At 35.2% G+C, this 13,943-nt stretch carries 17 protein-coding genes and 1 riboswitch; of the genes, 9 read left to right on the forward strand and 8 right to left on the reverse strand.

All coding sequences use genetic code 11. The features are described from left to right. The first annotated feature begins 7 nt into the window (after positions 1-7). Together AC2CGR_RS01905 and AC2CGR_RS01910 are read left to right on the forward strand one after the other, a co-directional pair. Positions 8-730: a prepilin peptidase gene (locus AC2CGR_RS01905; RefSeq protein WP_131101702.1), complete on the forward strand. Its 723-nt coding sequence runs from the start codon at positions 8-10 to the stop codon at positions 728-730. Between the two features lie 14 nt (positions 731-744). After that, the gene (locus AC2CGR_RS01910) at positions 745-1,056 is read left to right on the forward strand and encodes a cyclic-phosphate processing receiver domain-containing protein (RefSeq protein ID WP_484480469.1); all 312 of its coding nucleotides are present in this window, start codon (positions 745-747) and stop codon (positions 1,054-1,056) included. Positions 1,057-1,083: 27 nt separating this feature from the next. Here the strand turns inward: AC2CGR_RS01910 and AC2CGR_RS01915 are convergent, their stop codons facing one another. The 7 genes from AC2CGR_RS01915 to phaQ all read right to left on the reverse strand — a co-directional run bounded on the left by AC2CGR_RS01915 (position 1,084) and on the right by phaQ (position 6,558). Next, positions 1,084-1,935, reverse strand: coding sequence for a formate/nitrite transporter family protein (locus tag AC2CGR_RS01915; RefSeq protein WP_000893052.1), 852 nt, complete (start codon positions 1,933-1,935; stop codon positions 1,084-1,086). A gap of 202 nt (positions 1,936-2,137) precedes the next feature. Then, a complete protein-coding gene (locus tag AC2CGR_RS01920; protein WP_000383320.1) occupies positions 2,138-2,932 on the reverse strand; it encodes a TerC family protein in 795 nt (264 codons plus the stop codon). Positions 2,933-3,022: 90 nt separating this feature from the next. Beyond that, positions 3,023-3,188, reverse strand: a riboswitch (yybP-ykoY riboswitch). A gap of 38 nt (positions 3,189-3,226) precedes the next feature. Beyond that, a complete protein-coding gene (locus AC2CGR_RS01925; RefSeq protein WP_087965322.1) occupies positions 3,227-4,546 on the reverse strand; it encodes a TrkH family potassium uptake protein in 1,320 nt (439 codons plus the stop codon). Positions 4,547-4,660: 114 nt separating this feature from the next. Continuing rightward, entirely contained in the window at positions 4,661-4,846 is a 186-nt protein-coding gene (locus AC2CGR_RS01930; protein WP_000241212.1) for an alpha/beta-type small acid-soluble spore protein, read from the reverse strand. Between the two features lie 147 nt (positions 4,847-4,993). Continuing rightward, a complete protein-coding gene (locus tag AC2CGR_RS01935; RefSeq protein WP_001067916.1) occupies positions 4,994-5,437 on the reverse strand; it encodes a MaoC family dehydratase in 444 nt (147 codons plus the stop codon). 101 nt (positions 5,438-5,538) lie between these two features. Continuing rightward, positions 5,539-6,063, reverse strand: a complete 525-nt coding sequence (gene phaP / locus AC2CGR_RS01940) for a polyhydroxyalkanoic acid inclusion protein PhaP (RefSeq protein WP_087965320.1) — start codon at positions 6,061-6,063, stop codon at positions 5,539-5,541. Positions 6,064-6,105: 42 nt separating this feature from the next. Beyond that, the gene (gene phaQ, locus AC2CGR_RS01945; RefSeq protein ID WP_000939954.1) at positions 6,106-6,558 is read right to left on the reverse strand and encodes a poly-beta-hydroxybutyrate-responsive repressor; all 453 of its coding nucleotides are present in this window, start codon (positions 6,556-6,558) and stop codon (positions 6,106-6,108) included. A gap of 198 nt (positions 6,559-6,756) precedes the next feature. On the opposite strand from phaQ, the gene phaR reads away from it, so the two are divergent. The 5 genes from phaR to AC2CGR_RS01970 all read left to right on the forward strand — a co-directional run bounded on the left by phaR (position 6,757) and on the right by AC2CGR_RS01970 (position 11,963). Beyond that, entirely contained in the window at positions 6,757-7,239 is a 483-nt protein-coding gene (gene phaR / locus AC2CGR_RS01950; protein WP_000566952.1) for a polyhydroxyalkanoic acid synthase subunit PhaR, read from the forward strand. 151 nt (positions 7,240-7,390) lie between these two features. Beyond that, positions 7,391-8,134 (forward strand): acetoacetyl-CoA reductase, encoded by a 744-nt coding sequence (locus tag AC2CGR_RS01955; RefSeq protein WP_000250412.1) that lies wholly within the window; start codon positions 7,391-7,393, stop codon positions 8,132-8,134. An 82-nt stretch (positions 8,135-8,216) separates the two neighbouring features. Further along, positions 8,217-9,302: a class III poly(R)-hydroxyalkanoic acid synthase subunit PhaC gene (phaC, locus tag AC2CGR_RS01960; RefSeq protein WP_000206336.1), complete on the forward strand. Its 1,086-nt coding sequence runs from the start codon at positions 8,217-8,219 to the stop codon at positions 9,300-9,302. 94 nt (positions 9,303-9,396) lie between these two features. After that, a complete protein-coding gene (locus AC2CGR_RS01965; protein ID WP_270185369.1) occupies positions 9,397-10,590 on the forward strand; it encodes an NAD(P)/FAD-dependent oxidoreductase in 1,194 nt (397 codons plus the stop codon). A 23-nt stretch (positions 10,591-10,613) separates the two neighbouring features. Beyond that, positions 10,614-11,963: a TrkH family potassium uptake protein gene (locus AC2CGR_RS01970; RefSeq protein ID WP_048553823.1), complete on the forward strand. Its 1,350-nt coding sequence runs from the start codon at positions 10,614-10,616 to the stop codon at positions 11,961-11,963. A gap of 38 nt (positions 11,964-12,001) precedes the next feature. Here AC2CGR_RS01970 and AC2CGR_RS01975 read toward each other — a convergent pair whose 3' ends face one another. Further along, positions 12,002-12,337, reverse strand: a complete 336-nt coding sequence (locus AC2CGR_RS01975) for a DUF3905 domain-containing protein (protein WP_131101704.1) — start codon at positions 12,335-12,337, stop codon at positions 12,002-12,004. A 148-nt stretch (positions 12,338-12,485) separates the two neighbouring features. Here AC2CGR_RS01975 and AC2CGR_RS01980 point away from each other — a divergent pair, with 148 nt between their 5' ends. After that, positions 12,486-12,638, forward strand: coding sequence for a hypothetical protein (locus tag AC2CGR_RS01980; protein ID WP_000240799.1), 153 nt, complete (start codon positions 12,486-12,488; stop codon positions 12,636-12,638). 228 nt (positions 12,639-12,866) lie between these two features. Then, complete coding sequence (locus tag AC2CGR_RS01985) at positions 12,867-13,943, forward strand: putative 2-aminoethylphosphonate ABC transporter substrate-binding protein (RefSeq protein ID WP_000750887.1); 1,077 nt, start codon at positions 12,867-12,869, stop codon at positions 13,941-13,943.

Consider the following 13,943-nt stretch of genomic DNA (forward strand, 5'->3'; position numbering starts at 1 on the left):
GGAAGGGATGTTCACTTATGTATATGCATTGTTAGCGGGGATGGTGTTTGGTTCTTTTTTTATGGTAATTGCGATGAGAGTTCCGCTAGGTGAGTCTATCATAACCCCGCGTTCATATTGTCATTATTGTAAGTATGTGCTAAAGCCAAAAGAATTGATTCCAATCATTTCTTTTTGTATACAAAGAGGACGTTGTACGAATTGTAAGAGGAAAATTTCAATTTTGTACGTAGTATTTGAACTTATAACTGGAATGATATGTCTTCTTACTGTATATATGATTGGGGTGGAACGAGACCTTATTATCGTTTTATCACTTTTTTCGTTACTTCTTATTATTTCAGTTACAGATTACATATATATGTTAATCCCAAATCGTATTTTAGCTTGGTTTGCCTGTTTACTCATTTTAGAATGTGCTTTTGTACCGTTAGTCACTTGGACAGATAGTATAGTTGGTAGTTGCGTTATATTCATTTTGTTATACTGCATGCAAAAGATATATCCAGAAGGACTTGGCGGAGGAGATGTAAAATTACTTTCGTTACTTGGATTTATTGCGGGACTGAAAGGGATTTTTATGATTTTATTTTTAGCATCTTTCTTTAGTCTTTGTTTCTTTGGAGCTGGTCTCGTATTAAAACGTATGAAAATGAGGACTCAAATACCGTTTGGCCCTTTTATTAGCCTCGGGGCAATATGTTACATGTTGGTCACGTATGCAAAATAGAGAGGGGATAGAAAATGAATGTATATATGGATGATCAAAGAAGTTGTCCGTACGGGTATGTGCTCGCAACTACAGTAGAATATGCTTTGCAAATGGTGCGGGATTATGATGTGAATATTCTTTCTCTTGATTTTAACATGGGGTGGGGAGAAAAAAGTGGATTAGATTTTGTAGAAGCTTTTTGTAAAGAGGGTTTATATGTAAATGAAATACACTTTCATACGAATGATGTCATCGGTATGCATAAGATGAAACAGAGAATTAATAAGGGAAAGGAAGGAGGAGAGATTAATCCTAATCTTGTTGTTAAATATGTGGGGAGCTAAAAACTCCAAAGTAAAACTTTGGAGTTTTTAATGTTTCATATGCGCTTGCAACGGAATGATTTCTTCTTGTTGAGTTGCTACTAATTCAGTTTCTTCTTGTTTCACGTCAGGTGCTTTCTTTGTTAAGTAATGGTAAACCATACCGACAAATACAGACCCGCCAATAATGTTACCGATTGTAACTGGAATTAAGTTATGAATAGCACCTGCAAAAGAAATTGTCTCCGGATGGGGTGAAACTAAAGATAAAGCAAACAGTGATAAGTTTGCGATGCTATGCTCGTAACCAGATAAGAAGAATGTGAAAACGAGCATCATCATCATCATAATTTTTGCTGTATCACCTTTAACTTGAGAAGGTAAGAAACAAGCAAGACATACAAGCCAGTTACATAAAATTGCTTTAAAGAATAGTTGCATTGTAGGTGTATTCATTTTTCCTTCGACTACTTTATTCATGAAATGACCGTGATCAATTGCTTCAAAAATGCCAGTTGCATAAAATAGTAAGGCAAAGAATAAAGCACCAGCTAAATTACCTGCATAACAAGCAACCCAGTTACGAAGTGTATCAGCAATTGTTGTTTCTTTTCTTAAAGTTGCTACAGTGAAGTACATTGTGTTTCCAGTAAACAACTCAGCACCACCATATATAATAAGTACGAGGGCAATTCCGAAAAACATAGAAGCAGCTAAATAAGTTGCTGGTGAATCTGCAATGTGAAAAAAGTTACCTAATTTAAAACATAGTACAATAATAAAACCGATATAAATACCTGCAAGTGTGGCACGAATGAAATATTGCATCGGGTTTGTATCTAGCATTTGTTTTTTGCTCTTAGCCAGTTTGACAACATAATCTAATCCTTGTTCTAGCATGAGTAATACGCTCCTTTAGTACATCATCTATAAATACTCCTTATATGAATAAAGTACATGGATTCGGTCTTAGTTTCAATAAGTTTGTGCAATGTTTCACAAAAAGGACATACATATATTAAGAAAACGTTTACAAAAGATAGTATAATAGAGTTTTTTCTGGACATTGAGAGGGGAAGGGAAAAAAGAAAAAGCGCTGTAATTACAGCGCTTTTTCGTCTAAATTCTTTTCTACTTTTACTTCTACTTCTTTCGAGAAGAACCAACCACCAACTGCGATTCCAACTAATACAATCCAGAATATAAGCTTCCATGGTGTCGATTCTGGGAATGAATGCGGAATTACATTTAATGCAGGGTGTGCTAACGTATAAACTGCTAGTTTCACACCAACCCAACCTACAATTAAGAATGCTGCAGTTTCAAGTCCTGGTTTACGTTTTAAGATTTGTACGAAAGCAGTTGCTGCAAATCGCATAATGATTAATCCGATAAGTCCACCTACAAAGATAACAACGAATTGCCCAGTATCAAGACTACCAATTGTACCTAATCCTGTCTTTGGTAAAGTCATTGCTAATGCAACAGCAGCTAAAATTGAATCAACTGCGAAGGCGATATCTGCAACTTCAACTTTAAATACAGTCCACCAAAAGTTCTCTTGTTTTTTCTTTGCTTCTTTTTCTTCTGTTTCTTCATCCGTATTCTTTTTAACATACGTTTTAAATAAGTGATTACCAGCGATAAACATAAGGTAAATGGCACCGATTGCTTGCACTTGCCATACGTCGACTAAGAACGAAATCATAAATAACGATCCAAAACGGAAAACAAATGCCCCTGCTAATCCATAAAATAGTGCTTTCTTTCTTTTTTCTTCTGGTAAATGTTTTACCATAATTGCAAGAACAAGAGCGTTGTCAGCCGCTAAAATCCCCTCTAGTGCAATTAGGATGAGTAATACCCAACCATACTCCAATAATAATGATACATCCATGTACATTCTCCTCTCATTTCTATAAGTACTAAATAAGTGAAGAATTTCCCCACTATTTAGTTTCCCCATACTCCTGCCTATTAACTTTGGAAGAATTTGGAAATGAATGCAAAAAAGACCTCTGCCGTTAATAGGCAAAGGTCTTGCTAGACATATGTAATGAAAATGCCAACAAAGCCGGAAGAACTAAGTTCTACGTAATGACGACTTTGTTTCCAAGAAATATTCTTGGACGCTACTCCCCTTTGGAGATATGCTATTGTACTCTCATTATATGGATAATTTATACGGTTGTCAACCTGTTAAAATGTCTTCATTCGGATATTTTATTTTCCGGTTCTTTTTACGTGCAAATGAAAAAGCCAATGTTAAAGGTCCCATCTTTCCAAAAAACATCATAAAGATGATAATAGCTTTTCCGATCATAGTTAAGTGTGGTGTGAAATTCATACTGAGACCGACAGTCCCAAATGCTGAAAATACTTCGAAAGCACTCATCAATAGAGGTACGCGCTCAGTAATACTTAAAATTAAAATAGCAAAAAAAATAAATGAAATAGAAATAATAGCGATGGTCAATGATTTGACAATGAGAGTATCTTTAATGGATTTTTTAAACACGACAATATCATCTTGTTCTTGTAAAAATTTAAATACCCCAAAAAACATGATTAAAAATGTTGTCAACTTAATCCCACCACCAGTTGAAGCACTACCAGCGCCAATAAACATAAGAAGCATCATTAATAGTAGGGAAGGCTTTGATAAGGCAGAAATATCCACTGTATTAAAACCAGCAGTACGCGTTGAAACTGCCTGAAAATAAGCGGCCATTCCTTCTTCAAATGGGGTAAAGCCTTTCATAGAAAGAGAATTGTGAAACTCGAATATGAAAATAAAAACAGTTGCAATAATATTGACGATTAGAGTAGAAGAGAGCATAAGTTTTGAGTGTAATGTAAGGTTTTTAAAATTTTTCTTTCTTTTTATATCTACGATTACTGTAAAACCAATCCCACCTAAAATAATGAGGGAGGAAATAACGAGATTGACAAGAATGCTATGAGAATGGGACATTAAATTATCGCTCCATACAGAAAAACCAGCATTGTTAAACGCAGAGATTGAATGAAAAAAGCTATAATAGAGCCCTTTAGCAATCCCATATTTCGGTACCCATTCAAAAGAGAGAATCAAGGTAGCGATACATTCGACTGTAAAAGAGAATAAAAATAATGCTTTGGCAAGACGAATGACACCGCCTATATTCGTTTGATTTAACGCTTGTTGCAGTAAAATTCGGTTTTGAAGACCAATTTTTCTGCCGAGCATAATCGCAATTAAAACAGCAAAGCTCATAATGCCAAGTCCACCCACTTGTATAAGTGTTAAAATGACACATTGGCCAAATAAGGTAAATACTTTCCCAGTGTCCACAACACCAAGACCTGTAACCGTACAAGCAGAAACGGTTGTAAATAAAGCATCGAGCCATGAAATAGACGTCGTTGTAGCAATTGGCAATTTTAATAAGCATGTACCGATAATTGATAACATAATAAAAGAAAAAGTAAGAACACGGGGAGGACTCATGCGAATGTTAATCCGTTTCATGTTACATATCGTTCCTTTCAGTTTGCTCTTACTAGTATGTGAAAAAGTATGATTATGTATGTTAAAAATAGAAAGAGGCAGAGAATATCTGCCTCTAAGCCATATGTTATATTGTTATCCACGTAATTGTTGTTGAGCTAAAGCGACAAGACGTTTTGTTACTTCACCGCCAACTGATCCGTTAGAACGAGATGCTGTATTAGATCCTAAGCTTACGCCGAATTCTTGTGCAATTTCATATTTAAATTGTTCAAGTGCTTGTTCAGCACCAGGAACTAGTAATTTGTTTGTTTTTACCATATTGATACACATCCTTATGAGTAGTCCAGTTCAGCTAAGTACTTATCTGAACTGGTACCGTTATTTTATGTGGAACCGGCGTACTCATACGCGGAAGTAATCGGTGTGATTAGAAGTTATTGGATAGAAAAAAGAGTAGCAAATTTGCTACTCTTTTTTCAGTATTGTCGCTGTACCTTCCACGACAATATCATCCGATTGATTATATATATTTGTTTGCAGCGTAATGATTTTTTTATCGTCACGTTTTTTAATGACCTCTGCCACAACGCGAAGTGTATCGCCGATTTTGACAGGAGCGCGGAATGAAACATTTTGAGATAAATAAATCGTGTTTTTGCCGGGGAGTTTCGTTCCAAGTATGGTAGAAATAAAACTCGAAACGAGCATACCATGAGCAATCCGTTCTTTAAACATTGTCGTTTTTGCAAAAGAGTCTAAAATATGAATAGGATTCACATCTCCAGTCAATTTTGCAAAATTGATAACGTCCTCATCCGTAATCGTTTTTGTAAGTGATGCTTGATCACCGACTTGAATCTCATCATAACGAAGCTCCGGAACAGTTTGTGCTTCTTGAAATGGATTCATTTTGTCCTCCTTCTTTTCCATATCGAAAAATGTTAGCCATCTTGATGTAGTAGGAGGAAGAAAGAGTTTTGTTTGTGCTGCAGTTAGCTCCCACATTTTTCTTACTTGATGGAAGTAAATAGATTTTTTGAGTTTTCCTCGAACTTTTTTGCGAGTTCCAACTGTTTTGACTTGAACTCTTCCAAAAAACCTTCTAACTGTTTTTGAGCCTCTTCACGTTGTAATTGTTGTTGTTCAATAAATTGCTTTGTCGTTTCTTCAAATTGACCGCTTGTTTGAGTAAGAATAGACAAAGATGTTTTTGTAGGAGAAACAGTAAGTTGTTGCATATGAGCAGAAAGTTCTTTCCACTTGTCTTGCCACTCATTAATTTGATCATTTAAGGAGTTTCCAGTTAATTGCTTCACGTAATCTGTATATTGGTTATTGAACTGAGCAGTGAATTGTTGTAGTTCTTTTTCTAGTTCATCTACTCCTGATGTTAATTTATGCAAAGCATCTTGTTGTTGTTTTAATGTTTCTAAAGTAAGTTGCTCTAATTGTTTCCCAGCTGAAGAGAATAGGGAAAGAGATTGAGACCAGTTTTTCCAAAATGCATCGACTAATTCGTATGGTTTAGTTTCCATTGTTTGACCCCCAAATGTTTTTTTACATATTGTGAACGCAGATTACTCTGCTGTACCACCAGGTGAAGATGAAGAATCCTTTTCATCCTTTTCTGGAGAAGTAGAAAATGGAAAGAATGCATTGGTGTATAACGTGAAAAACGTCCGCAACATATTTTGATAATGTTCAAAAGAAGTCGCACATGTTGTTAAGTATTGCTCTCCATATTCAGTTAAAGAATAAATTCTTTTGGCTGGCCCTCCGTCGCTTGTATCCCAAGTAGAAGAAATAAGGTTTTCTTTTTCTAATTTGCGTAGTGTTCTGTACACATTACCTTGGTCAACAGAAGAGAAGCCGATATCCATTAGCATTTGAATAAGTTTGTAACCATGAAGACTCCAGTCTTTTAGACATAGAAGTAAGAAGGGAACTAAGAAGTTTTTTGGCATGGAGTTTGGTTGTTTCGCTTGGTTATTCTCCAAACTTTCGCGTTGTTCTGGTTCATTTTGTAGCATGATTGTGCATCACCTCATGAATCAGTTAGATGGAATTTTTTGCTTATAAGTGCAATTTACACCTATCTGTTTTTAATGTCAATACATTTGTTGGAAAATAAAGAAAAATAAAATATAGACTTGAAGTTTTATTCAGAATATTAGAAAATAGTGAATAGGTTGAATTGTTTCAAAAACAAAAAAGGGAGTGTAGGTAAAGTGATTGATCAAAAATTCGATCCACTACAAGCATGGAAAAATGCTTATGAACAAACCGAAACATTTTGGGGAAAAGCGCTCAATGAAACAATTAAAACAGAAGAATATTCTGCTTGGATGGGCAGTGTTCTAGATTTGAATTTGTTTTATCAAAAAGCATTAAATGATACAACAAAAAACTATTTAGAGCAGGTAAATGTGCCTACGAAAGAGGATATCGCTAGAGTGGCTACGCTTGTTATTAACTTAGAAAATAAAGTAGATAACATTGAGGAAGTTCTAGAAGAGAAAGTGGATTCGTTAGGACAAGCTCCTACATTAAAGCGTGATGTTACGAAAGTAAAACAAGATCTTCGCACATTAGAAACGAAAGTTGATCAAATTTTAGAATTGCTAGAAAAGCAAAATGCAGTACTAGCGAAACTACAAGAACCTGTAAAAGAAGAAGTAAAACCTACGAATAAGCCAGAAAATAAAAAATGATAATAGCGCTTGTTTATAACATATGAAAGAGAGAGGGAGAATCTCTTTTCTATGTATAAACAGCGAAACATAATGATATAGGGACTCCATTGTATGAGTACCAAAATGATTCATAATAGTCGTTCACAAATTCATTTAAGGGGGAAAAGAAATGGTTCAATTAAATGGAAAAGTAGCAATCGTAACAGGTGGGGCAAAAGGGATTGGTAAAGCGATTACAGTAGCGCTAGCACAAGAGGGAGCAAAAGTTGTTATTAACTATAACAGCAGTAAAGAAGCAGCTGAAAACTTAGTAAATGAACTAGGAAAAGAAGGACATGACGTTTATGCAGTTCAAGCGGATGTTTCTAAAGTAGAGGACGCAAACCGACTTGTAGAAGAAGCAGTGAATCATTTTGGTAAAGTGGATATTCTTGTTAATAATGCTGGTATTACAAGAGATCGTACATTCAAAAAGTTAAATCGTGAAGATTGGGAGCGCGTAATTGACGTGAACTTAAGCAGTGTATTTAATACAACAAGCGCTGTACTTCCATACATAACGGAAGCAGAAGAAGGAAGAATCATTAGCATTTCTTCTATTATTGGTCAAGCGGGTGGATTTGGACAAACAAACTACTCAGCAGCAAAAGCAGGTATGCTAGGATTTACAAAATCATTAGCATTAGAGCTTGCAAAAACAAATGTAACTGTAAACGCTATTTGCCCAGGATTTATTGATACTGAAATGGTAGCAGAAGTACCAGAAGAAGTACGCCAAAAAATCGTTGCTAAAATCCCGAAAAAACGTTTTGGTCAAGCTGATGAAATTGCAAAAGGTGTAGTATACCTATGCCGTGACGGTGCTTATATCACAGGTCAGCAATTAAACATTAACGGCGGATTATATATGTAATGAAGTAAGAAAAAAGTGCATATCCATAGCAGGAATGCACTTCTTTTTTTAGAAGGAAATCGACCAAAAAGGAGATAGAAAAATGACTACATTCGCAACAGAATGGGAAAAGCAATTAGAGCTGTACCCAGAAGAGTACCGAAAAGCATACCGCCGGGTGAAAAGGGCGAGTGAAATTTTATTACGTGAACCAGAGCCACAAGTAGGATTAACGCCGAAAGAGGTTATTTGGACGAAGAATAAGACGAAGCTTTATCGCTACATTCCAAAACAAGAAAAAACACAAAGAGTTCCAATTCTATTAATATATGCTCTTATTAATAAACCATATATTATGGACTTAACTCCTGGAAATAGTTTAGTGGAATATCTAGTGGACCGTGGTTTTGATGTGTATATGCTTGATTGGGGCACATTTGGTTTAGAAGATAGTCATTTGAAATTTGATGATTTCGTGTTTGATTATATTGCAAAAGCAGTGAAAAAAGTAATGCGAACTGCAAAATCGGACGAGATTTCTTTACTTGGTTATTGCATGGGTGGAACGCTAACTTCTATTTATGCGGCACTTCATCCGCACATGCCAATTCGCAACTTAATCTTTATGACAAGTCCTTTTGATTTCTCTGAAACAGGATTATATGGTCCTTTATTAGATGAGAAATATTTCAATTTAGATAAAGCAGTTGATACATTTGGAAATATTCCGCCAGAAATGATTGATTTCGGAAACAAAATGCTAAAACCAATTACAAACTTTGTTGGTCCATATGTTGCTTTAGTAGATCGTTCAGAGAATGAGCGCTTCGTCGAAAGCTGGAGATTGGTTCAAAAGTGGGTTGGTGATGGTATTCCGTTCCCGGGTGAATCATACAGACAGTGGATTCGTGATTTTTATCAAAATAATAAATTGGTTAAGGGTGAACTTGTGATTCGCGGACAAAAGGTAGACCTTGCAAATATTAAGGCGAATGTCTTAAATATTTCCGGAAAACGTGATCATATCGCTTTGCCATGTCAAGTAGAAGCATTACTAGACCATATTTCTAGCACAGATAAACAATATGTATGTTTACCGACAGGGCATATGTCTATCGTTTACGGTGGAACAGCTGTAAAACAAACATATCCGACGATTGGAAATTGGCTTGAAGAGCGTTCTAATTAAAAATAAAAAATCCAACTAGCCTATGTTAGTTGGATTTTTTTATGGAAAATAACAAAACATAGAGAGGAGAAATTTATATTTTAGGAGTATAATTATGAAACTTATGACTGGTAAGTTGTTTTGGAATACAGGAGTTTCTGTACCTTGTTATCCGTCGTTAGAAAATGATATGATATGTGATGTGCTTGTAGTCGGAAGCGGCGAAGCCGGTGCTCATATAGCGCATTCGTTAGCGAAAATCGGCATGAGTGTTACACTGATTGAAAAAAGAGCAATTGCGTGTGGTAGCACAGCTGCTAATACAGGTTTACTACAATTTCTTCATGATAAATCGTTAACCTCTCTTATCCATACATTTGGTAAAGAAAAAGGGGTACGAGCATATAAGCTTTGTTATGAAGCGCTAAGAACAATGGAAGAGGTTATACCGACTCTTGATATTGATCCCCATTTTATTCCGCGAAATAGTTTATATTATGCAAGTAAAAGTGAGGATATCTCATTTTTACAAGAGGAATATAATACGTTACAGAATTATGGATTTCCAGTTGAATATTTTACAGAAGCTGATATTAAGAAACGTTATTCTTTTGCAAAACAAGCAGCGTTATATACGCAAGGTGATGCTGAGGTGAATCCGTATTTATTAGTGCATAGCCTTTTGCATAAAGCAAATCAAATGAGTGCTACTATATATGAACAGACAGAGGCCATACATATAAAAAAACGTCAAAATGATTTAATTTGTTACACGAAAACAGGAAATCAAATTGTAGCAAAGAATATTATTATGGCAACGGGTTATGAAGCGCTTTTTGGAAAGAAAGAAAAAAATACAGCAGTGGAAACATCATATGCAGTTGTGACAAATAAGGTAGATTCATTTGAAGGCTGGCATGAACAATCATTAATTTGGGAAACAGCACGTCCTTACTTATATTTTCGGACGTATGAAAATCGTATTATTGTAGGTGGATTAGATGAATCGATGAAAATTCAAACAATCGGTGATACGAAATTATTGCATAAGCGTGATATCCTTATTAATATTGTAAAAGAGATGTTCCCGCAGTATAAAAATATACAGGCAGACTACTATTGGGCAGCCGCATTTGGTGGTACTCATGATGGTCTCCCCATTTTAAAAGAAGACGATAAGATACATAATTTGTTTTACGCATTGCCGTATGGAGGTAATGGAACTGTATATGGAATGGTCTTTGCCAAATTATTTGAGCAGTTATTTACAAATAAAGAAAGTAAAGATTTTTCTTTATTTAATCGATAGAAAAAAGGTAGCGAAGTGATGGAATGAGAGATATAAAAAAGTTTTTACAAAAATTACGCCCTGTACAACTCATCGTGCTGTTTTATTTATTAGCGGTAGTTGTATCGGTGATATTACTTAGTTTACCGTTTGTTACGAAGCCTGGTGTCAAATGGACATTTATAGATGCACTTTTTACATCGGTTAGTGCGGTAAGTGTTACGGGCCTGTCTGTTATTACGATTTCAGATACATTTACTACAGCAGGAATTATTATTTTAGCCCTTATTTTACAATTGGGCGGCTTAGGAATTATGGCGCTTGGTACATTCGTTTGGATTATAACAGGAAAAAAGATTGGTTTGCAGAGAAGAAGGCTGATTATGGCAGACCATAATCAAGGGAATTTATCAGGCCTTGTAGAATTGATGCGTTCCATTTTAATTGTAATTATTTCAATAGAACTTATTGGAGCAATATTATTAGGTACAAGATTCTTACTTTACTTTCCAACTTGGCAAGAAGCTTATTTTCACGGTTTCTTTGCGGCTGTTAGTGCAACTACGAACGGTGGATTTGATTTAACAGGACAATCGCTAATTCCGTATAAAAAAGATTACATTGTTCAAATGATTCATATGTTACTGATTATTTTAGGCGCGATTGGTTTCCCAGTACTAATGGAAGTGAAACAATTCCTTAGTAAAAGGGGACAACAATTATTTCGTTTTTCATTATTTACAAAATTGACGACAACAACATTTTTTGCACTCGTTGTTGTTGGTACAATTATGATTTTTTTACTGGAGAGAAATCATTTTTTAGTAGGAAAGTCATGGCATGAAACTGTATTTTATACATTATTCCAATCTGTGACGACGCGAAGTGGTGGACTTGCTACGATGGATATACGTGAATTGTCACAACCGACACTTTTATTTATGAGTATATTAATGTTTATAGGGGCATCTCCAAGTTCGGTTGGGGGCGGAATACGTACAACAACATTTGCTGTTAGTATATTGTCACTATACACCTTTGCAAGAGGCGGTAGAACAGTTAGAGTCTTCAAACGTCAGCTACATGAAGAGGATGTACTGAAAGCATCTGTCGTTATGACGATGGGGATTTTGTTATGTGCTACTGCGCTATTCATTTTATCTATTACGGAAAATGTACCGCTTATGAGCTTAATTGTTGAAGTTTGTTCTGCTTTCGGAACGACGGGACTATCAACAGGTGTTACGCCTGATTTAACAACTGTTGGGAAACTTGTACTCATTGTGCTTATGTTTATCGGACGCGTTGGTATTTTAACATTTATTTTAGCTAGTGGTGGAAGGGAACAACCACCTCGCTATAAATACCCGAAAGAGCGGATTATTATTGGATAGTATGAAACCATTCTACCTACATTAGGTAGAATGGTTTTTTAGTCGTTAATTCCAAATTGTGGATGCATAAAAGCTTCATTTTTATTATCTGATTCGTTTTTTAGCAACTCTTGATTTTCTTCTGAAATCCACCCAATATCATTTGTAGGATGAATCCACTCATCGCCAGCCATAATGGCAGGATCTACTTCATCACTCCAATTGTGAAGCGGACTGTTCTCGGAATTATATTTACTGTCCCCAATTACAACATCATATTGATTTACGAAAGGTTGTTGCATCGTTTTTTCTGTTCCTTTAAAAGATGGAAAATTCATTTGATGCGGGAGCGTTTCGTCTAAAATTGGTGATTGAATCTTTTCTTTTTTCTTCAAAATCATCGCTCCTTTTTATAATGATTTCTTCATACGTAGTATTTCCATCGAACGCTTCTTATGTACTTGTTAACACTTGCCAGTAATAATTATTTTAAGTTGTTTCAAACTAGAGTAGAAAGTGATTTCTTGAGAGCAGGTGAATGTATTGGTAAAAAGAAAAGTGAAACAAAATGCGGCAATCAACAATAATAAAACTCCGAAAGAAAGCTTACCAGATGCAGAATTTGCATTAGAGTATGAAGGAGAAAATAGCGCGAAGTATGCAAATCGTAATTCAAAAAAAGGTAAACAAAAATGAGGCGTTTTTTACAAACGCCTCATTTTTTTGTGGGATTATAAAGGTTTTTTTAATTATTTGTAAATTTAGTGTTCATTATTAGCAGAAAAATGCGAAAAAACATAGAAGTAGCAACGTATTACACAAAAACAAACAACAAACAAAAGATTAATGTTGGTTTAATACTGCTTTTACACTAGTTGTTTATATTTGAGTTGTACATAAGATTTGTAAAAGGAGAGAGAGACAGTGAAGAAAACAATCTTTAAAGCTGTAGCAACTGGAATGGTATTTTCGTTATTAATGGGGTGTGGTGCAAAGAAAGAAGAAAGTGCTGGGGCAAAAGTAAAAGATGATAAATTATCTGGATCATTAACTGTTTACACAGCGATTGAAGAAGAGCTTGTACCAATTTATCTTGATTCTTTTAAAAAGAAATATCCAGATGTGAAGCTGAACATTGTTCGTGATTCAACTGGAGTTATTACAGCGAAATTGCTAGCTGAAGGGAAAAATACACAAGCAGATGTTGTGTGGGGAACTGCAGCATCAAGTCTATTAGCTTTAGATAAAAAAGATATGTTAAAAGGATACTCTCCAAAAGGAGCGGATCGCGTTCTTCCGCAATTTAAAGATGACAAACAACCAGAAAAATGGGTAGGAAATACTGCATTTATGACGGGGATTGCTATAAATAAAGAAGAATTAAAGAAGAAAAATTTACCGATGCCAGAATCATACGAAGACTTAACGAAACCAGAATATAAAGGAACGCTTGTTATGCCACATCCAGCTTCTTCTGGAACAGGATTTTTAACAGTTTCTGCATGGTTACAAATTATGGGGGAAGATAAAGGCTGGGATTACATGAAGAAACTTCATGATAATATGGCAACTTATACGCATTCAGGTTCAAAACCAGCAAAATTAGCAGGTGCGGGTGAATATCCAGTTGGCGTATCGATGGTTTATAGTGCTTTGAAAGAGAAACAAAAAGGTGCACCAGTTGAAGTTGTATTGCCGAAAGAAGGATTAGGTTGGGAAGTAGAAGCAAATGCACTTATTAAAAAAGATAATGCAAAAAATGAAAAATTAGCGCAAGCATTTTTAGATTGGGCAATTACTGATGATGTAATGAAGTTATACTTCGAGAAAAATGGATTTGCGACAATTAAAAATGATTATAAACTTCCAGATGGATTCCCTAAAGATGTGACGGAAAAGTTATACAAAAAGAATGACTTTAAGTGGGCAGCAGAAAATCGCGACAAAATTTTAGAAAAATGGGAAAAAGAGTTTGGCCAAAAAGCAGAACCGAAAAAGTAA

This window comes from Bacillus sp. LSHTCR4, from assembly GCF_057197025.1.

What these genes read in the sequence shown, in the direction of transcription:
- AC2CGR_RS01905 (WP_131101702.1), top strand. Translation starts at nt 8, where the DNA reads ATGTTCACTTATGTATATGCATTGTTAGCGGGGATGGTGTTTGGTTCT.
- AC2CGR_RS01910 (WP_484480469.1), top strand. Translation starts at nt 745, where the DNA reads ATGAATGTATATATGGATGATCAAAGAAGTTGTCCGTACGGGTATGTG.
- AC2CGR_RS01915 (WP_000893052.1), bottom strand. Translation starts at nt 1,935, where the DNA reads ATGCTAGAACAAGGATTAGATTATGTTGTCAAACTGGCTAAGAGCAAA.
- AC2CGR_RS01920 (WP_000383320.1), bottom strand. Translation starts at nt 2,932, where the DNA reads ATGGATGTATCATTATTATTGGAGTATGGTTGGGTATTACTCATCCTA.
- AC2CGR_RS01925 (WP_087965322.1), bottom strand. Translation starts at nt 4,546, where the DNA reads ATGAAACGGATTAACATTCGCATGAGTCCTCCCCGTGTTCTTACTTTT.
- AC2CGR_RS01930 (WP_000241212.1), bottom strand. Translation starts at nt 4,846, where the DNA reads ATGGTAAAAACAAACAAATTACTAGTTCCTGGTGCTGAACAAGCACTT.
- AC2CGR_RS01935 (WP_001067916.1), bottom strand. Translation starts at nt 5,437, where the DNA reads ATGAATCCATTTCAAGAAGCACAAACTGTTCCGGAGCTTCGTTATGAT.
- phaP (WP_087965320.1), bottom strand. Translation starts at nt 6,063, where the DNA reads ATGGAAACTAAACCATACGAATTAGTCGATGCATTTTGGAAAAACTGG.
- phaQ (WP_000939954.1), bottom strand. Translation starts at nt 6,558, where the DNA reads ATGCTACAAAATGAACCAGAACAACGCGAAAGTTTGGAGAATAACCAA.
- AC2CGR_RS01955 (WP_000250412.1), top strand. Translation starts at nt 7,391, where the DNA reads ATGGTTCAATTAAATGGAAAAGTAGCAATCGTAACAGGTGGGGCAAAA.
- phaC (WP_000206336.1), top strand. Translation starts at nt 8,217, where the DNA reads ATGACTACATTCGCAACAGAATGGGAAAAGCAATTAGAGCTGTACCCA.
- AC2CGR_RS01965 (WP_270185369.1), top strand. Translation starts at nt 9,397, where the DNA reads ATGAAACTTATGACTGGTAAGTTGTTTTGGAATACAGGAGTTTCTGTA.
- AC2CGR_RS01970 (WP_048553823.1), top strand. Translation starts at nt 10,614, where the DNA reads ATGAGAGATATAAAAAAGTTTTTACAAAAATTACGCCCTGTACAACTC.